Genomic DNA, 18,661 nt, shown 5'->3' with positions numbered 1-18,661 from the left:
CTCCCCGGCTGTTCCGGCGCAGACCCTGTGACGCTTCGTTGCGGACTCAGGGTCCAATGTCACCTGTCGGAGTTAGCGTGGGCCGCATGGCACCCGTCCTCACCTCACCCGTCGTCTCGACCCAGTGGTTGGCCGACCACCTCGGGGCCGACGACCTGACGATCGTCGACGCGACCGTCCTCGTCGACCTCGGACTCGACGGCGACACCGACCACGCATCCGTCGCCTACGCCACCGGCCGGGACGGGTTCGAGCACGACGGGCACGTCCCCGGGGCGGTCCTGGCCGATCTGGTGGCGGAGTTCAGCGACCCCGACTCCGGCCTGCCCTTCACCCGTCCCGGCGCCGCGCGCTTCCAGGCCGCGGTCGCCGCCCTGGGCGTCTCGAACGACAGCACCGTCGTGGTCTACGACACGGTCGACGGCCGCTGGGCGTCCCGCCTGTGGTGGCTGTTCCGCGCCTACGGGCACGACGCCGTGGCGGTGCTCGACGGCGGGTGGTCGCAGTGGCTCGCGCAGGGCAAGCCGTACGACCTCGGTGACGTCCTGCCGACGCCCGCCCCGTTCGTCGCGACCGAACGTCCCGACCACTGGGTCGACAAGGCCTTCGTCGAGTCCGTGGTGGCGGGCGACGAGAGAGCAGCGCTCGTCTCCGGTTCGCCCCGCGACGAGTTCGACGGCACGTCGAGCCCGCTCACCCGCGCCGGGCACATCCCCGGCAGCGTCAACGTGCCGGCCGAGACGCTCCTCGCCGACGACGGCACCCTCGCCCGCGACCCGGTGCTCCGCGACCGCCTCGCCGTCGTGCCCGACGAACCGCGCACGGTCGTCTACTGCGCCTCGGGGGTGTCGGCCAGCGTCGACGCCCTCGCCTTCGCCGTCCTCGGCCGCCCCGACGTCGCGGTGTACGACGGTTCGCTCGCCGAGTGGGTCGCCGACCCGGCCGCACCGCTCGTCCCCGCCGCCGCCTGAGCCCTCCGTTCGACAGCCCGCACGGTGCCCCAGCCCGGCGCCCCGACGGCCTCCCCGGCGCGACGCCTGAGCCTCGGCGACCGACGCGGCCGTGCCGTCACGCCTCGAGCAGCAGCCCATCCAGGTCGTCGCCGGTCGTGACCGGCAGTCGGCAGACGAAGTCGCGGCACAGGTACGCGGTGGGCACGCGCCCGGGAGCCGAGCGACCCGCGAACAACTCGAAGCCCGCGTGCTCGAACGCGAATAGCGCCTCCTCGTCCAGCACGGCGACGACGCTGCCGGGACGGACGAGGCCCCGCGCGCGCCGGGCGAGACCGTCGTCGGCACCGTCGGCGCGGGCCGACGGTGCCGGCTCGACCACGACCAGCTGCGTCAGCGGGGCCTCGAGCTCGACGAGCAGCCCGAAGGCCGCGCCGTACGCGAGCGGGTTGTCGAGGGCCGAACCGGCCACCTCGGCGACGAGCCGCTCGGCGACGGACCGGTAGCGCGCCTCCCCGGTGAGCTGGTGCAGCGTGAGCGCGGCCGCCGCGACCGCACTGCGTCCCGACGGGTAGGCGCCCTCGCTCGGGTCGCTCGACAGGGCCACGCCCTGCGAGACCAGCACCGGGTCGCCGCCCGACGGCGCCGCGACGATCCTCGGGTCGGCCTCGTCGAGCAGGCAGGCGTCGACGAACGACCGCGCGGCGACGGCGTACCGGGCCTCGCCCGTCGCGAGCGAGAGGGCCAGCAGGCCGGACGCGAACAGACCGTGGTCCTCGAGGGTCGCCACGGCGTCCGACACGGTCGACCCGACGGAGGCGCGCAGCAGACGACCGTCGTCGGTCACGTGACGCGCGAGCAGCAGGTCGGCCGCGCCCCGCGCCGTCCCGACCCACTCGGGCCGGACGTGTCGCGCCCCCGCCTCGGCGAGCGCCGCGATCGCCAGGCCGTTCCAGCCGGTGAGCACCTTGTCGTCGACGGGCGGCGGGTCGAGGGCCGCGCGGCCCGCGGCGTCCCGCCGGTAGTAGCCCCCCTCGTCACGGACGCCGTCGATCGTGCTCTCGCTGTCCTGCGCCGAGCCGAAGGCGCCGTCGACCGTGCGCAGTCGGGAACTCAGGAAATCGGCGACCCCGGCGGCGACCCGGGCCGGAAGCGTGTCGATCTCCTGAGTTGCCGACGTCGGCGCGGTGCCCGGGGCGGCAGGAGCGGCCGGGGCGGCCGGGGCGGTGGTGGCGTCCTGGCCCGCGTCGAGCACCGCGAGCCGCGAGTAGGCGAGCAGCAGCTGCGCGTTGTCGTAGAGCATGCGCTCGTAGTGCGGCTCGGACCAGTCGCGGCGCACCGCGTACCGGAAGAACCCGCCCTCGACCGGGTCGCGCAGCGACGACGCGGCCATCCGGGTGAGCGTCCGCGACACGAGTTCGAGCGCACCGTCGTCTCCCCCGGCGCCGAGGGCGAGCAGCGCCAGCTGGGCCGGCGCCGTCGGGAACTTCGGGGCCCCGCCGAATCCTCCGTGCTCACGGTCCTCGTGGGCGGCGAGCCGGGCGACGGCGTGGGCGAGCTCGGGGCGCCCCGGCAGGGCGACCCCGGCACCGGGACCAGGAGGCGCGGTGCCGGTGACCGACGCGGGTCCCGCGGCCAGCGCCTCCTGCACCGCCGACGCGGTCGCGTCGACCTCGGACCGCCTGGTCGTCCACGCGTCGGTGACGGCGTCGAGCACCTGTCGGAACGACGGTCGACCCTGCACGGGCACCGGCGGGAAGTACGTGCCGGCGTAGAAAGGACGACCCTCGGGCGTGACGAAGACGGTCAGCGGCCAGCCCAGCCCCTCGGTGAAGGCCGACGCGGCGGCCAGGTAGCTCGAGTCGACGTCGGGATGCTCCTCGCGGTCGACCTTCACCGAGACGAACCCTGCCGAGAGCTGCGCCGCGACCTCGGGATCGGAGAAGCTCTCGCGCGCCATGACGTGGCACCAGTGGCAGGTCGAGTAGCCGATCGAGACCATCACGGGCACGTCTCGCTCGACGGCCTCGGCGAACGGCCCCGGCCCCCAGGCGCGCCACTCGACCGGGTTGTCGGCGTGCGACCTGAGGTAGGGGCTGACGGCGTCTCGCAGCTGGTTCGGCATGCGGGCCACGGTAGGCGTCAGCGCGCGGGGACGTCCCTCAGGGGTGCGCCGTCGTACTCGCTGAGGGGGCGGATCAGCGAGTTGGCCTCGCGCTGCTCGATGACGTGGGCGCTCCAGCCGAGGACGCGCGACGCGACGAACAGCGGCGTGAAGACCGGCGTCTCGAAGCCCATCAGGTGGTACGCCAGACCGGACGGGTAGTCGACGTTGGGCTTCAGGCCCTTGCGCTCGAACACCGTCGCGGCGACGACGTCGTAGGTCTCCTTGAGCCCGTCGACCCGGGCGTCGCCCTGCTCGCGGGCCCGGTCGACGAGACGGCCGAGGGCGTCCTCCATCGTGGGCACGCGGCTGTCGCCGTTCTTGTAGACCCGGTGCCCGAAGCCCATGATCTTCTCCTTGCGGGCGAACGCGTCGTCGAGCCAGGCCGCGGCCCCGTCGGCGGGGCCGACCCGGTCGAGCAGCTCGAGCGCTGCCTCGTTGGCGCCGCCGTGCAACGGGCCCTTGAGGGCGCCGATCGCGCCGACGATCGACGAGTGCAGGTCGGACAGCGTCGAGGCGATCACCCGCGCGGTGAAGGTCGAGGCGTTGAACGAGTGCTCGGCGTAGAGGGTCATCGAGGTGTCGAACGCGTCGACGTCGAGCGCGTTGGGCTCGCGATCGAACACCTGGTGCAGGAAGTCGGCGCTGTAGCCGAGGTCGTCGCGCGGCGGCACCGGCGGCAGGTCGTGGCGGCGCCGTTGGTCGTAGGCGATGACGGCGGGCAGCACGGCGAACAGGTGCGTGGCGAGTCGACGGGTGTCGGCGACGTCGTAGGCACCCGCACCCGTGGTCGGTTCGGGCCGGGCGGCCCCGATGGCGCTGACCGCGGTGCGGACCACGTCCATCGGGTGGGCCGAGGTCGGGATCAGGTCGATCAGGTGCTGCAGCCCGGGCGCGAGCGAGCGGTGCGCGCGGAGCTCGGCGTCGAAGTCACGCCGTTCGTCGGCGCTCGGCAGCTCGCCGTGCAGCAGCAGCCAGGCGACGTCCTCGACGTCCCGCTCGGCGGCGAGCTGCTGCACCGGGTAGCCGCGGTAGAGCAGGGAGTTGCTGGCCGCGTCGACCTTCGAGACCGCCGTCCGGTCGACCGTGACGCCGGCCAGGCCCTTGTGGATCTCGGGGCCGTCGGAGGCGGCCGGGGCGGGTGCGGTGATGGTGTCGCTCATGTCACTCCTTCGTGATGAGGCGGGCCCGCCGGGACGGGCCGGTCGTGCGTGGCCGGGGGCCACGACACGTTCGTCGAGGCTCCACTCTAGGTCGCGACCGCTCCCGGCCGGGAGGGGCTCGGGGTCGACGCGACCCGGCGTCAGCTGCTCTGGCGCGCCTCCTGCGGCGACCCGAAGCGCTCGACGAGCTCGCGCTTGAGCACCTTGCCGCTGGGCCCGAGGGGTAGGGCGTCGAGGACGTGGACGACGCGGGGGAACTTGTAGGCCGCGATCTCGTCGGAGACGAACGCGACCAGCTCGTCGGGAGTTGCCGTGGCGCCGTCGCGCAGGACGACGGCCGCCTCGATCTCTTGCCCGTGCAGCTCGTGCGGCACGCCGAAGACGGCCGCCATCGTGACGTCGGGGTGCTGCGCGAGCACCTCTTCGACCTGCCGCGGGTACACGTTGTAGCCGTTGCGGATGATCATGTCCTTCGTGCGGTCGACGATCGTCAGGTAGCCGTCGTCGTCCTTCGTGCCGAGGTCGCCGGTGCGGAACCAGCCGTCGACGATCGCCTTCGCGGTGTCGTCGGGGCGGTCGAGGTAGCCGTTCATGAGGTTGTGGCCACGGATGACGAGCTCACCGATCTCGCCGTGCGGCAGCAGCACGATCGAGTCCTCGACGTGCTGATCGGCGATCTCGACGTCGACGCCCCAGATCGGCGTGCCGATGGTGCCGGGCCGCGGCGGCACCCCGACGTGGTTGAAGGTGGCGACGGGCGAGGTCTCGGTCAGGCCGTAGCCCTCGTGGATCGGTGCGTCGTACACCTGCTGGAACTTCTCGAGCACCGCGAGCGGCAGGGACGCCCCGCCCGAGACGGCGTAGCGCAGCGGCGGACGGGCCTCGCTGCGGGTGGCGGCGGCGATGAGGGCCATGTACATCGTCGGCACGCCCATGAACACCTCGCAGCCGTGCTCGACCATCGCGGCGAGCGCCGCGTCGCCGTCGAACTTCGGCAGCATGACGATGGTCGCGCCGACCCGGAACCCGGTGTTCATCGTGCAGGTCTGCCCGAACGTGTGGAACAGCGGCAGCGCCCCGAGCAGCACGTCGCCGCGGTGCATGTCGAACGTCGTCATCAGGTTGGTGTTGACCTGCTCGATCAGGGCGAGGTGCGACCCCTCGGCGCCCTTGGGCTGACCGGTGGTGCCGCTCGTGTAGAGGATCGTGGCGGTGTCGAACGGGTCGCGGGGCACGTAGGTGTCGAGGGGTTCGGCGGCCGTGGCCAGGTCTTCGAGTCGGTCGGGCGCTTCTTCGTCCTGACCGGCAGGAGGCGCGAGCACGGTGAGGACGTCGACCCCGGCCAGCTGCCCTCCCGCACCCCCTTCGCCGAGCAGCGGTGCGGCGCAGACGAGCAGGCGGGAGCCGCTGTCGCGCAGCACGTACTCGATCTCGTGGCGCTTGAGCAGGGCGTGCACGGGGACGGCGACCGCACCGAGCGCGAGCGTCGCGTAGTAGACGCGGGGGAAGTCCGCGACGTTCGGGACGAGCATGGCGACCCGGTCGCCGGGGCCGACGCCGCGGGCGCGGAGGGCGCCGGCGTAGGCCAACGTCTGCTGCCAGAGCTCGGCGTAGGTGGTCGAGGTGGGTCCGACGATCACGGCGACGTCGTCGGGGTGACGGGCGGCCGACTCGGCGAGGATGGCCGCGACCGACGCGGTGGCGTGGCCCCGGGGGCTGGGTGCTGATGACATCTGTGTCTTCTCCGTCTCCGTTGACGTGCAGTCTGCCGCGATCCTACGACGCGACACCCGACGACCCGCCCAGCCCGCGCCTCCTGTACTGGCGAAGGCGTCACCGGGTGCGGGGAGCATGCCGCGCCGGGCTCGTGCCGGCCGGCGACCCGTCGCCGTGGGTTGTCGTCGACCGCGCCTCCTCGTCCCCCACCCGACCTCTGCAGGACCGACACGGAGACGCCGCCGGGGGCGACACGACCGGCGCGGCCCCCGACCAGCCCGGGCGGCTTACGATGGAGGGCTCATGATCCCCACCATCACGTATCCCGCCGAGCTGCCGGTCAGCCAGAGGCGCGACGACATCGCCGCGGCGATCCGTGACAACCAGGTCGTCATCGTCGCCGGCGCCACCGGCTCGGGCAAGACGACGCAGCTGCCCAAGATCTGCCTCGAGCTCGGTCGCACCAAGATCGGCCACACCCAGCCCCGGCGCATCGCGGCCCGCACGATCAGCGAACGCATCGCCGAAGAACTCGGCGACGAGGTCGGCGGCGTGGTCGGCTACCAGGTGCGGTTCACCGACAAGGTCGGCGCCGACACGCAGATCAAGCTGATGACCGACGGCATCCTGCTCAACGAGATCCACTTCGACCGCGAGCTCGAGCGCTACGACACGATCATCATCGACGAGGCCCACGAGCGCAGCCTCACCATCGACTTCCTGCTCGGCTACCTCAAGCAGCTGCTGCCCCGACGCCCCGACCTCAAGCTGATCATCACCAGCGCCACGATCGACCCCGAGTCGTTCTCGAAGCACTTCGGCGACGCGCCCATCGTCGAGGTCTCGGGCCGCACCTACCCGGTCGAGGTCCGCTACCGGCCGCTCGTCGCCGACGACACCACGAGCGACGACGACGGCGACCTCGACGACGACGAGCGCCCCTCGGGTCGGTCGGGCGACCGGCCGGAGGCGCGGGCGGGCGACCGCTGGCAGCGCGCCGACGACAAGGACTACCTCCAAGGCATCAACGAGGCCCTCGACGAACTCGCCCGGGAGTCGAGCGGCGACGTCCTCGTCTTCCTCAGCGGCGAGAACGAGATCCGCGACGCCGAAGAGAGCATCCGGGGCCGCAACCTCCCGTACACCGAGGTGCTGCCCCTCTACGGACGGCTGAGCGCCGCCGATCAGCACCGGGTCTTCCAGCCCAGCACGACCGCGGGCACCCGGCGCCGCATCGTCCTCGCGACCAACGTCGCCGAGACCAGCCTGACCGTGCCCGGCATCAAGTACGTGATCGACGCCGGCACGGCCCGCATCAGCCGCTACTCGACCCGGGCCAAGGTGCAGCGCCTGCCGATCGAGGCCATCTCGCAGGCGAGCGCCAACCAGCGGTCCGGTCGCTCCGGTCGCACGAGCAGCGGCATCGCGATCCGCCTCTACAGCGAGACCGACTTCGAGAAGCGTCGCGAGTTCACCGAGCCCGAGATCCTGCGGACCAACCTCGCCGCGGTCATCCTGCAGATGATCTCGTTGGACCTCGGCGACATCGCCGCGTTCCCCTTCCTGCAGCCGCCCGACTCGCGCGGCATCAAGGACGGCCTCGACCTGTTGCGCGAGCTCGGCGCCGTCACCCAGGGCGGCCAGATCACGCGCGTCGGCAAGCAGCTCACGCGGCTGCCGATCGACCCGCGCCTCGCCCGCATGGTCGTCGAGTCGAAGACGCAGGGCACGACGCGCGAGGTGCTCGCCATCGTCTCGGCGCTGAGCATCCAGGACCCTCGCGAGCGCCCGCTCGAACGACGAGCCCAGGCCGACGAGAAGCACTCGCGCTTCCGCGACCCCAAGGGCGACTTCCTCACCCTGCTCAACCTGTTCGAGTACCTCGAGGACAAGCAGGAAGAGCTCAGCGGCAACGCCTTCAAGCGCCTGTGCCGCGACGAGTTCCTCAACTACCTGCGCATCCGCGAGTGGCAGGACGTCTACCGCCAGCTCAGCCGGGCCGCCCGGCCGCTCGGCCTGCACATCGGCGAGCGCAGCGCCAACCCCGACGGCGTGCACCGCAGCCTGCTGGCCGGCCTGCTCAGCCAGATCGGCCTGTTCGACCCGCAGAAGAAGGACTTCGTCGGCGCCCGCCAGACGAGGTTCCTGATCTTCCCGGGCAGCAGCCTGGCGAAGAAGCCACCGGCGGCCGTGATGACCGCCGAACTGGTCGAGACCAGCCGCCTGTTCGCCCGCGTCGCCGGCTCGATCGACCCGGCCTGGGCCGAACCGCTCGCACCCGACCTGGTGAAGCGCAGCTACGGCGAGCCCCACTGGGAGAAGAAGCAGGGCGCCGTCGTCGCCTACGAGCGCGTCACGCTCTACGGCGTGCCGATCGTCGAGCGTCGGCGCATCCAGTTCTCGCGCATCGACCCCGCCTACGCCCGCGAGTTGTTCATCCGGCACGCGCTCGTCGAGGGCGACTGGGAGGGGCACCAGGCCTTCGAGCAGAAGAACCGGCAGCTCATCCGCGAGCTGACCGAGGTCGAAGAGAGGACGCGTCGGCGCGACATCCTGGTCGACGGCGACGCCGCGTTCGAGTTCTTCCAGCGGCGCATCCCGGCCGACGTCGCCAGCATGCGCGACTTCGAGGGCTGGTGGCGCAAGGCGAAGGTCGACACCCCCGACCTGCTCACCATGACCGCCGCCGACCTGCTCGGGGACGACGAACCCGACGTCGACGAACAGGGCTTCCCGAGCACGTGGCAGCAGGGCGACCAGACGTTGACCCTGCGCTACAAGTTCGAGCCGGGGGCCGACGACGACGGCGTGACCGTGATCGTCCCCTTGCCGCTGCTACCGCGCCTCCGTCCGGTCGGGTTCGACTGGCAGGTGCCGGGGCTGCGTGACGAGCTGGTCACGTCGCTGATCAAGTCGCTGCCCAAGCAGATCCGCAAGAACGTGGTCCCCGCCGCCGACTGGGCGTCGAAGATCACCGACGAGCTGCCCGACACACCGCCCTCCGACGTCGACGAGCCGTTCACGGCGACCGTCGCCGCGGCGATCAAGAAGCTCACCTACACGCCCGTCACGACCGACGACTTCGACCTGCACCGCGTGCCCGCACACCTGCGGATGACGTACGCGGTGGTCGACGAGCGGGGTCGCACGGTCGGGGCCGACAAAGACCTCGACGCGCTGCAGCACCGGCTGCGCGACGCCACGCGCGACAGCGTCGCCCGCGTCACGCAGGGCGGCGGGCGCGACGAGCGCGGCCGCGGCCGGGGTCGCGGACGAGGAGGCGCGGGTGGCGACACCACGCCGGTCGCGACCCGCCCCACGAGCTCGATCGAGCGCGAGGGTCTGACGTCGTGGGACTTCGACGAGCTCCCGACCGTCGTCGACACCCGCCACGGCGACACGGTGATCCGGGCCTACCCGGCCCTGGTCGACCACGGCGACTCGGTGTCGATCACGTTGATGGCGACGCCCGCCGACCAGGCCCTCGCGACGCCCAAGGGCGTGCGGCGCCTGCTGATGCTGGCGACCCCGTCGCCCGTGGCCTACGTGCAGCAGCACCTGACGAGCGCCGAGAAGCTCATCCTCGCGACGAGCCCGTACCAGAACACGTCGGCACTCTTCGCGGACTGCCTCGTCGCCGTCGTCGACGACGTGCTGTTCCGGGTCAAGCCCGACGGCATGGTGATGACCAAGAAAGAGTTCCTCTCGACGCGCGACCGGGTCTCGGGGGCCGTCATGGACCAGATGTTCCAGACCGTCTCGCTCGTCGCCCGCACGCTGACCGCCGCCCGCGACGCCGACAAGGCGATGAAGGGTGCGACGTCGATGACCCTCCTCGCCGCACTGACCGACATGCGCCAGCAACGCGACCGGCTGATCCGTCCGGGCTTCGTGTCGCAGACCGGGCTCCAGCAGCTGCAGCGCGTGCCGGTGTACCTCGTGGGCATCACGAAGCGCACGGCGAAGCTGCTCGAGAACCCCGGGCGTGACCGCGTCTGGCTGAGCGAGGTGCAGCAGGCGACCGAGCGGTACGAGGCCGCGGGCGGGACCTTCCCGCCGACCGACACCGCGCCTCCTGCGCTCGTCCGTGCCCGATGGATGATCGAGGAGTTCCGCCTCAGCCTGTTCGCCCAAGACCTGCGCCCGAGCGAGAGCGTCTCGCTGCAGCGCATCGTGAAGGTGCTCGCCTCCGCCTGAGCGGAGTCCCGGGGTCTCGTGGCCGCCACTACCCTGTGACAATGCGCGCGACGGTGAAGGACGTGGCGGCACTCGCCGGGGTGTCGCCGAAGACCGTCTCGAACGTGATCAACGGCGTCGTCTTCGTGCGACCCGACACCCGCACGCGGGTCGAGAGCGCGCTCGCCGAGCTCGACTACGTGCCGAACCTCAGCGCGCGCGGCCTGCGCACCGGGCGCACCGGATCGATCGCGTTGGCCTTCCCCGACCTGAGCACCCCGTACAGCGCCGAGATGACGCACTGGTTCGTCGAGCAGGCCCACGAGCGCGGCTGGTCGATCCAGCTCGAGCAGACCGGTTCGCGGCCCGAGCGCGAGGGCGAGCTGCTCTCGCGGGGCAAGGAGCACCTCGTCGACGGCCTCGTCCTCAACCCGATCACGCTCGACGCCAGCGCCCTGTCGTCGGCCGGCACGGGCACCGGCACCGGCGCCGCCACCGACTCGCTGCCACCCGTCGTCGTGATCGGCGAGGTCGAGCAGACCCTCGTCGACCAGGTGCGGGTCGACAGCGTCGCCGCGGCCCGCGACATGACGGCCCATCTGATCGCCGCCGGACACCGCCGCATCGCGACCCTGGGCGACTCGGCCGGCGAGTTCGACACGGCGACGGCCCGCGCCCGCACCCGCGGCTTCGAGCAGGCCATGGCCGAGGCCGGGCTGCCCGTCGACCACGCCCTGCAGTACTCGTGCCCCGAATGGACGTCGGCCGACGCCTTCGCCGTCGTGCGCGCCGCGATCGATCGCGGCGACCGGCCCGACGCGATCTTCTGCTTCACCGACTCGCTCGCGATCGGCGCCGTCAGCGCGCTGAGCTCGGCGGGCCTGCGCGTCCCCGACGACGTCGCGGTGGCCGGCTTCGACGACATCGTCGACGGGAGGTTCTCCGTGCCACCGCTGACGACCGTCACCTTCGACAAGCGACTGTTCGTCGACCGCACCCTCGAGTTGCTCGCGGCCCGCATCGCCGACCGCCAGGGCGCGGCCGAGCTGGTGCTGATCCCGCACGAGATCGTCGTGCGCGCCAGCACCCGCGCCTGACACCACGAGATGGGCACGACGCCACGACAAAGCCTGGCGCCGTGTCCATGTCCTGGCGGTGTGCCGGACACCTCTTGCGATTCCGTTACAACGATGGAATAGTCGCTCTCGTCACACATCACAAAGGAGTGAAGATGACCGAGAACCATCGGACGACCCCGGTACCGCGACCGGGCACCACCCCCGGCACCACCACCGCCCGCGGCCTCAGCCGCCGCAGCATGTTGCTCGGCTCGGCGGCCCTCGTCGGCGGGGCGTTCGTCGCCACGGGCCTGTCGGGCTGTGCGCCCGGTGCCGTCACCGGCTCGGGCGCGGACGTCGCGCAGTTGAAGTTCTGGCACCTGCTCAGCGGCGGTGACGGCATCAAGATGTCGGCGCTGATCGACCAGGCCAACGAGCAGAACCCCGAGTTCCACGCGACGCAGACCGTGCTCGCCTGGGGCACCCCGTACTACACGAAGCTCGCCATGGCCTCGGCCGGTGGGCGCGCGCCCGACGTCGCGATCATGCACGCCTCGCGCGTGCCCGGCTACGCCCCCGGCGGCCTGCTCGACCCGTGGGACGTCGAGAAGCTCGCGTCGTACGGCGTCCGCGAACAGGACTTCGCCGAGGCGGTCTGGAAGAAGGGCTTCAACGGCGGCGACCTGTACTCGGTCGCGCTCGACTCGCACCCGTTCATCCTCTTGTACAACACCGACATCGCCGCCCAGGCGGGTGCCCTCGGCCCCGACGGCAAGCTCGTCGAGATCACCAGCCCCGAGCAGTTCCTCGAGGTCGCGAACGCCATGCAGCAGGTGACCGGCAAGCACGGCGCCTCGTGGGGCTACCTCAACGACGGCGCCCAGCTGTGGCGCATGTTCTACACCTTCTACAAGCAGCAGGGCGCCGACATGGTGCTGAAAGAGGGCGGGACGGTCGAGTACGACGAGCAGGCCGCCGTGACCGCGCTCGAGTTCATGCAGCAGCTCACCGACGGCACGGCGATGGCCACGGCCAGCGACATCCAGTCGGGCATCGCCGAGTTCGTCAGCGGCGAGAGCGGCATGCTCTTCACCGGCGTGTGGGAGGTCCCGAGCGCCGAGAACGCGGGCATCCCGTTCGACGGCAGCATCATCCCGACGCTGTTCGGCACGCCGGCCGTCTACGCCGACTCGCACGCGTTCGTCCTGCCGCGGCAGAGCGAGGTCGACGACGTCAAGCGCGAGGACGTCTACAAGATGGTCTCGACCATCCTGAAGGACTCCATCTCCTGGGCCGCGGCCGGGCACATCCCGGCCTACCTGCCGATCGTCGAGAGTCCCGAGTACGCCGAGCTGCGACCGCAGGCGAACTACGCCGAAGCCGCCGACTACCTCAACTACGACCCGCCCGCCTGGTTCACGGGCTCGGGCTCGGACTTCCAGACGTACTTCCTCGACTCGATCCAGTCGGTGATCCTCGCCAAGGACGACGCGGCCGACGGCATGCGGCGGTTCGTCACGCGGGTGAACACCCAGCTGTCGCGCCCGGCCCCGGTGTGACCACCGTGCACGCCCTCACCCCGGCACGACACCGCCGCCCCGTCCGCCCGACACCGCCCTCCTCCCCCTCCGCACGACCCGACCATCACGACGACGAAGGAGTCGATCTGTGACCTCCACCACGGTCAAGGCCCCCCGGGCCACCGCCGAACGCGCGCGGTCCGACGCCCGCGCGACCGACCGCAGCCGCGCCTCCCGCAAGCGGACCGGCCCGTCCGACAACCGCATCGGCTGGGGGTTCGCCGCCCCGTTCACCGTGCTCTTCGCGGTGTTCCTGGTCTGGCCGCTGCTGCACGGCTTCTACCTGAGCTTCACCGGCCAGAGCCTGACCGGCCAGGGAGGCGAGCTGATCGGCGTCGCCAACTACGCCGAGGCCTTCACCGACGGCGACATGTGGCGTTCGATGCTCAACACCCTGTGGTTCACGGTGCTCAGCACGATCCCGCTCGTCGTCGTCGCGCTCGTGCTCGCCATCCTCGTCAACACCGGGCTGCCGGGGCAGTGGCTCTGGCGGCTGAGCTTCTTCCTGCCGTACCTGCTCGCCTCGACGGTCGTCTCGCTGTTCTGGATCCAGCTCTACAGCCCGACCCTCGGCCCGATCAACAACGTGCTCGGCACGCTCGGGCTGCCGCAGCCCGCCTGGCTGCAGGACCCCGACACCGCCATGATCGCCGTCGTCGCGACCACCGTCTGGTGGACGGTCGGCTTCAACTTCCTGCTGTACCTCGCCGCCCTGCAGAACATCCCCGACCAGCAGTACGAGGCCGCGTCGCTCGACGGCGCCGGACGCTGGCGGTCGCTGCTGTCGATCACCATCCCGCAGCTCGGCCCCACCACCGGCCTGATCGTCATCCTGCAGGTGCTCGCCTCACTGAAGGTCTTCGACCAGATCTACCAGATGACCACCGGCGGACCGGCGGGCAGCACCCGCTCGGCCGTGCAGTACATCTTCGACACCGGGTTCACCGGCTACCGCTTCGGCTACTCGTCGGCGATCTCGTACATCTTCTTCGCGGTGATCGTCGTCATCTCGGTCGCACAGTTCAGCATCACGGCCCGCAACCGCAAGGGAGCCCAGAAATGACCGCCCCCGCCCTCGCCCCGACGTCCGACCTGCGCGCCCCCACGGCCGACCGCGGCCGGAAGGGCCACAAGCCCGGCCAGAAGCCGTTCGGCCCGATGGCCGTCCTCAGCGTGGTCATCCTGGTCGTGCTCGCCGTCCTCTGGCTGCTGCCGTTCCTGTGGTCGCTCGCGACCTCGTTCAAGAGCGAGACCGACGCCGCGGCGACGCCGCAGACCTGGATCCCGGCCGGCGGCTTCACCCTCGACGCCTACCGAGGGGTGCTCGAACAGGGCAACATCCCGGTGTGGCTGTTCAACAGCCTGTTCACCTCGATCGTCATCACGCTGATCGTCGTGGCCACCTCGGCCCTCGTCGCCTACGCCTTCTCGCGCCTCGACTTCCGGGGAAAGAAGTGGCTGTACGTCGCGACGATCGCGTCGATCATCATCCCGCCGCAGGTGCTGATCGTGCCGCTGTTCTACCAGATGCTCGCCTTCGACATGGTCGACACGTACTGGGGCATCATCCTGCCGCAGGCCATCGCCCCGGCCATGGTCTTCGTCCTGAAGAAGTTCTTCGACCAGGTGCCGATCGAGCTCGAGGACGCCGCCCGCGTCGACGGCGCCGGGCGCATCCGGGCCTTCTTCACGATCCTGCTGCCGCTGTCGCGCCCCATCCTCGGCGCGGTGTCGATCTTCGTGTTCATCGGCGCCTGGAACAACTTCCTGTGGCCGTTCATCGTCACGAACGACGCGTCCCTGCTCACCCTGCCGGTCGGCCTGCAGACCATCGAGAGCGCCTACGGCATCCAGTACGCGCAGAACATGGCCGCAGCGGTCCTCGCGGCCCTGCCGCTGATCCTGGTGTTCCTGTTCTTCCAGCGCCAGATCATCAAGGGCATCTCGACCACCGGGTTCGGGGGTCAGTGATCCGTCCGCCCCGGACGCGACCGCCCTGCCGCACCGCGCCTCCTCGTCCCCGTCCCCACCACACGCACGCCGTTCCCCTCACCTAGGAGATCCATGTCCACCGCCCGCATCACCGTCGACCGCGAGTTCACCATCGGCCCGGTCCCGCGCCGCCTGTTCGGCTCGTTCGTCGAGCACATGGGCCGCTGCGTCTACACCGGCATCTACGAACCCGGTCACCCCACCGCCGACGAGAACGGCTTCCGTCAGGACGTCCTCGACCTCACCAAGGAGCTCGGCGCGACCGTCATCCGTTACCCCGGCGGCAACTTCGTGTCGGGCTACAACTGGGAGGACGGCGTCGGGCCGGTCGACCAGCGCCCGCGTCGCCTCGACGGTGCCTGGCACACGGTCGAGACCAACGCCTTCGGCCTGCACGAGTTCGTCGCCTGGTCGAAGCTCGCCGGCACCGAGGTGATGGAGGCCGTCAACCTCGGCACCCGCGGCGTCGACGCCGCCCGCGAGCTCGTCGAGTACGCCAACCACCCCGGTGGCACGGCACTCAGCGACCGGCGCATCGCCAACGGCGCGAAGGACCCCTTCGACATCAAGCTCTGGTGCCTCGGCAACGAACTCGACGGCCCGTGGCAGATCGGCCACAAGACCGCCACCGAGTACGGCCGCCTCGCCCAGGAGGCCGCCAAGGCCATGAAGTTCGTCGACGACTCGATCGAGCTGGTCGCGGTCGGCAGCTCGGGCCGCGGCATGCCCACCTTCGGCACCTGGGAGCACGAGGTCCTCACGCACGCGTACGACGAGGTCGACTACGTCTCGATGCACGCTTACTACCAGGAGCACGACGGCGACGCGAAGAGCTTCCTCGCGACGGCCGTCGACATGGACGCGTTCATCGAGGAGGTCGTGTCGACCATCGACGGGGTCAAGGCCGCCGGCAAGCACACGAAGCAGGTCGACATCTCGTTCGACGAGTGGAACGTCTGGTACCAGACGGGCCTCGACTCGGACGACCAGCCGCACAACGTGTCGAAGGGCTGGCGCGAGCACCCCCGCCTGATCGAGGACCCGTACAACGTCACCGACGCGGTCGTGGTCGGCACCTTCCTCAACTCGTTGCTGCGTCACGGCGACCGGGTCAAGATCGCCAACCAGGCGCAGCTCGTCAACGTCATCGCGCCGATCCGCAGCGAGGCCGGCGGGCCCGCGTGGCGCCAGTCGATCTTCTGGCCGTTCGCCCGCATGGCGGCGCTCGCGACCGGGCAGATCCTGCGCACCCTCGTCACGAGCGACAAGGTCGACACCGAGAAGTACGGCGACGCCGACCTGGTCGACGTCAGCGCGACCTACGACGAGGAGGCCGGCACGGTCGCGTTCTTCCTCGCGAACCGCGGTCTCGACGAGGCCGCCGACGTCGAGGTCGCCCTGCGCGGCTTCAGCGGCGGACGCGTCACCCGCGCCGAGGTCCTGGCCGTCCCCGAGGGCGGCGACCGCTTCTCGTCCAACACCGAGCAGGCGCAAGACACCGTGGGGCTCGTCCCGCTGACCGGCGTCACGGTCGACGGCGGCATCGCGCGCCTGCGCCTGCCCGCCCTGTCGTGGGCGGTCGTCGAGCTCGAGGTCGGCAAGGCCTGACCCACCGCTCGACCGCAGGAGGCGCGGTGCCGGTCACGACCGGCACCGCCCCTCCTGCGTCCGGTCGCGTCGGGCGCACGGCTCGTCCGCGAGCCCTCGGCTCAGCCGCCGACCTCACGCCCAGCAGCCCGGGCCCGGCTCAGCCGCGGGGCTTGAAGAGGCGAGCGATGCTGTCGCGCACCGACTCCTCGATGGTGTCGGTGAAGCCGTTCGAGAAGCCGAGGGCGTCGTTCGGGGCCGACGCGGCCGTCATCGACTCGACGACGCGCTGACCGTGGTGGGCGCGCGCCTCGCGAACCGACGCGAAACCGAGGCCGAGGTCGGTCGCGGCCCGGGCCAGCAGCCCTTCGCGGTCGTCGTCGGTGCTCGTCTGCGCCTCGGCGAGCGCGAGCACCGAGAGGTCGTCCACGCCGTCGGCCACCCATCGCGCGGCGCGCCCCGGGAGCACCCCGGACGGCAACAGGCCGAGCCGGCGCTGAGCCTCGCTGTCGCGGATCTCGGCGCGGGCGACGGACGGGTCACGGGGCGTCGGGTCGAGGGTCACGACGACCACGATACCCGCGGGCATCCGCGGCGGCTGCCCCGCCTTCGGGTCGTGCGCTCAGCTGAACAGCCGTGTGGGCGTCGAGAGGTCGAGCTCGCTCACGCGCGCTTCCTCCCCCGACGGACCGTCGCCCGCGCCACCGTCGTCGAGGCTCCGCTCGATGCGCCCCTTCTCGGCGATGCTCGACCGGATCAGGGGCAGGCCGCGCTGGATCGCGTGACGGATGCGCTCCTGCAGCAGCGGGGCCGTGACCGCGTACTTCTCCGCGCCCCCGGTCGCCGTGAAGTCGGTCGTGTGCGCGTACACGCCGAGCGGCAGCGTGAGGGCCTGGAAGAACCCGAACAACGGTCGCAACGAGTGCTCGATGATCAGCGCGTGGCGCTCGCTGCCGCCCGTCGCGGCGAGCAGCACGGGCACGTCGACGAGCGCGTACTGCTCGACGAAGTCGAAGAGGTGCTTGAAGAGCCCGGTGAAGGAGGCGCGGTAGACGGGCGAGGCGACGATCAGCAGGTCGGCGGTCTCGATGGCGACCAGCTCGCGCTCGACCCGCTCGTCGAGCTGGTCGCGGGTGAGCGCGCCGGCGAACAGGGGCCCGAGTTCGCTGACCCGGATCACGTGCGCCTCGATCGGCAGGACGTCGCCCAGCGCCGTGACGATCTCGTGCACGAGGGCGTCGGTCTTGGACGGCGTGCTGAGGGTGCCCGACACGGCGACGACCCGCAGGGGCCGGGTCGGACGCGGGGACGCGGGGGTCGGAGGCAGCGTGGAAGTCATCCCGTCCATGCTGCGCCCGAGGCCGACGTAACACAGGGTGTGTGACGGATCGTGACGTGCGACAGTGTCCCGGTGACACATCGACCACTCCAGGAGGGGTTCGACCAGGCCGCCCACGGCTTCGACCCCGCACGACCCGATTCCGACCTCGCCGCCTCGTTCGGGCTGGCCGCCGACGTCTACGAGAGGGGTCGCCCGTCGTACCCCCTCGAGGCCGTCGACTGGCTGCTGCCCGAGGGCGCCTGTCACGTGGTCGACCTGGGGGCCGGCACGGGCAAGCTGACCCGCCTGCTGCTCGACCGCGCTCCGTCGGTCACGGCCGTCGAGCCCTCGCCCGGCATGCGCGCCACCCTCGAGCAGGTCGTCCCCGGGGCGACGTCGGTCGCGGGGGCCGCCGAGAGCATCCCCCTCGGGGACGACTCGGTCGACGCCGTCCTCGTGGCGCAGGCCTGGCACTGGGTCGACACGGACCGGGCCGTGCCCGAGATCGCCCGCGTGCTCCGCCCCGGCGGCACGCTCGGCCTGATCTGGAACATCCGCGACGAGTCGGTGCCGTGGATCGCGGAGCTCAGCCGGGTGATGCACCAGCCGCGCGAGCGCGACATGGGGTCGGACGCCCCGGTCGTCGGTGCACCCTTCGGCACCGTCGAGCGACACGACGTCGCCTGGGTGCACGAGCTGGGTCGCGACGAGTTCCTCGCCATGATCGCGTCGCGCAGCTACGTCATCACGCTCTCGCCCGACGACCGCGCGGCCCTGCTGGGCGACGTCGAGCGGCTGCTCGACACCCACCCCGACACCCGCGGCGTCGAGCTCATCCGCCTGCCCTACGTGGCGCGGTGCTCGCGGGCCGTCCTGCCCTCGTAGGTCGCGCCTCCTCCGCCCATCCCCACCCCGGGGCCCGCCTCGTCGTCCCCGGACGCGGGCGGGCCTGCA

The 18,661-nt window shown here is 71.5% G+C and carries 13 protein-coding genes; 8 read left to right on the top strand and 5 right to left on the bottom strand.

What is annotated here, in order from left to right:
* The first annotated feature begins 86 nt into the window (after nucleotides 1-86).
* Entirely contained in the window at nucleotides 87-971 is an 885-nt protein-coding gene (locus IFT88_RS04700) for a sulfurtransferase (protein ID WP_056229083.1), read from the top strand.
* A 97-nt stretch (nucleotides 972-1,068) separates the two neighbouring features.
* On the opposite strand, the gene IFT88_RS04695 is transcribed toward IFT88_RS04700, so the two are convergent.
* The 3 genes from IFT88_RS04695 to IFT88_RS04685 all read right to left on the bottom strand — a co-directional run bounded on the left by IFT88_RS04695 (nucleotide 1,069) and on the right by IFT88_RS04685 (nucleotide 6,010).
* Nucleotides 1,069-3,075, bottom strand: a complete 2,007-nt coding sequence (locus IFT88_RS04695) for a thioredoxin domain-containing protein (RefSeq protein ID WP_192119124.1) — start codon at nucleotides 3,073-3,075, stop codon at nucleotides 1,069-1,071.
* Nucleotides 3,076-3,092: 17 nt separating this feature from the next.
* Nucleotides 3,093-4,277 (bottom strand): bifunctional 2-methylcitrate synthase/citrate synthase, encoded by a 1,185-nt coding sequence (locus IFT88_RS04690; RefSeq protein ID WP_192119122.1) that lies wholly within the window; start codon nucleotides 4,275-4,277, stop codon nucleotides 3,093-3,095.
* A 140-nt stretch (nucleotides 4,278-4,417) separates the two neighbouring features.
* Nucleotides 4,418-6,010 (bottom strand): long-chain-fatty-acid--CoA ligase, encoded by a 1,593-nt coding sequence (locus tag IFT88_RS04685; RefSeq protein WP_056229075.1) that lies wholly within the window; start codon nucleotides 6,008-6,010, stop codon nucleotides 4,418-4,420.
* A 286-nt stretch (nucleotides 6,011-6,296) separates the two neighbouring features.
* Here IFT88_RS04685 and hrpA point away from each other — a divergent pair, with 286 nt between their 5' ends.
* From hrpA to arfA, 6 genes are all read left to right on the top strand, one after another.
* Nucleotides 6,297-10,190, top strand: coding sequence for an ATP-dependent RNA helicase HrpA (hrpA, locus tag IFT88_RS04680; RefSeq protein WP_192119120.1), 3,894 nt, complete (start codon nucleotides 6,297-6,299; stop codon nucleotides 10,188-10,190).
* Nucleotides 10,191-10,231: 41 nt separating this feature from the next.
* Nucleotides 10,232-11,266, top strand: a complete 1,035-nt coding sequence (locus IFT88_RS04675; protein WP_192119118.1) for a LacI family DNA-binding transcriptional regulator — start codon at nucleotides 10,232-10,234, stop codon at nucleotides 11,264-11,266.
* Between the two features lie 134 nt (nucleotides 11,267-11,400).
* Nucleotides 11,401-12,786, top strand: a complete 1,386-nt coding sequence (locus tag IFT88_RS04670) for an extracellular solute-binding protein (RefSeq protein ID WP_192119116.1) — start codon at nucleotides 11,401-11,403, stop codon at nucleotides 12,784-12,786.
* A gap of 226 nt (nucleotides 12,787-13,012) precedes the next feature.
* Nucleotides 13,013-13,870: a carbohydrate ABC transporter permease gene (locus tag IFT88_RS04665; protein ID WP_342212079.1), complete on the top strand. Its 858-nt coding sequence runs from the start codon at nucleotides 13,013-13,015 to the stop codon at nucleotides 13,868-13,870.
* Nucleotides 13,867-14,778 carry a carbohydrate ABC transporter permease gene (locus IFT88_RS04660; RefSeq protein WP_192119112.1) on the top strand — a complete coding sequence of 304 codons (912 nt, stop codon included), beginning with the start codon at nucleotides 13,867-13,869 and terminating at the stop codon, nucleotides 14,776-14,778. Before IFT88_RS04665 ends, IFT88_RS04660 begins: the two co-directional genes overlap by 4 nt.
* Before the next feature lie 93 nt (nucleotides 14,779-14,871).
* Nucleotides 14,872-16,407, top strand: a complete 1,536-nt coding sequence (gene arfA, locus IFT88_RS04655) for an arabinosylfuranosidase ArfA (RefSeq protein WP_192119110.1) — start codon at nucleotides 14,872-14,874, stop codon at nucleotides 16,405-16,407.
* A gap of 139 nt (nucleotides 16,408-16,546) precedes the next feature.
* Here arfA and IFT88_RS04650 read toward each other — a convergent pair whose 3' ends face one another.
* The gene (locus IFT88_RS04650; RefSeq protein WP_137847233.1) at nucleotides 16,547-16,951 is read right to left on the bottom strand and encodes a hypothetical protein; all 405 of its coding nucleotides are present in this window, start codon (nucleotides 16,949-16,951) and stop codon (nucleotides 16,547-16,549) included.
* 57 nt (nucleotides 16,952-17,008) lie between these two features.
* Nucleotides 17,009-17,725 carry an FMN reductase gene (gene msuE, locus IFT88_RS04645; RefSeq protein WP_082059808.1) on the bottom strand — a complete coding sequence of 239 codons (717 nt, stop codon included), beginning with the start codon at nucleotides 17,723-17,725 and terminating at the stop codon, nucleotides 17,009-17,011.
* A 72-nt stretch (nucleotides 17,726-17,797) separates the two neighbouring features.
* On the opposite strand from msuE, the gene IFT88_RS04640 reads away from it, so the two are divergent.
* The gene (locus IFT88_RS04640) at nucleotides 17,798-18,592 is read left to right on the top strand and encodes a methyltransferase domain-containing protein (protein WP_192119108.1); all 795 of its coding nucleotides are present in this window, start codon (nucleotides 17,798-17,800) and stop codon (nucleotides 18,590-18,592) included.
* Nucleotides 18,593-18,661: the final 69 nt, after the last annotated feature.

The organism is Frigoribacterium sp. CFBP 8751 (genome assembly GCF_014841545.1).
GTDB lineage: Bacteria > Actinomycetota > Actinomycetes > Actinomycetales > Microbacteriaceae > Frigoribacterium.
Note: the sequence above shows the minus strand (reverse complement) of the source record. Positions and strands in the feature narration are given on the sequence as shown.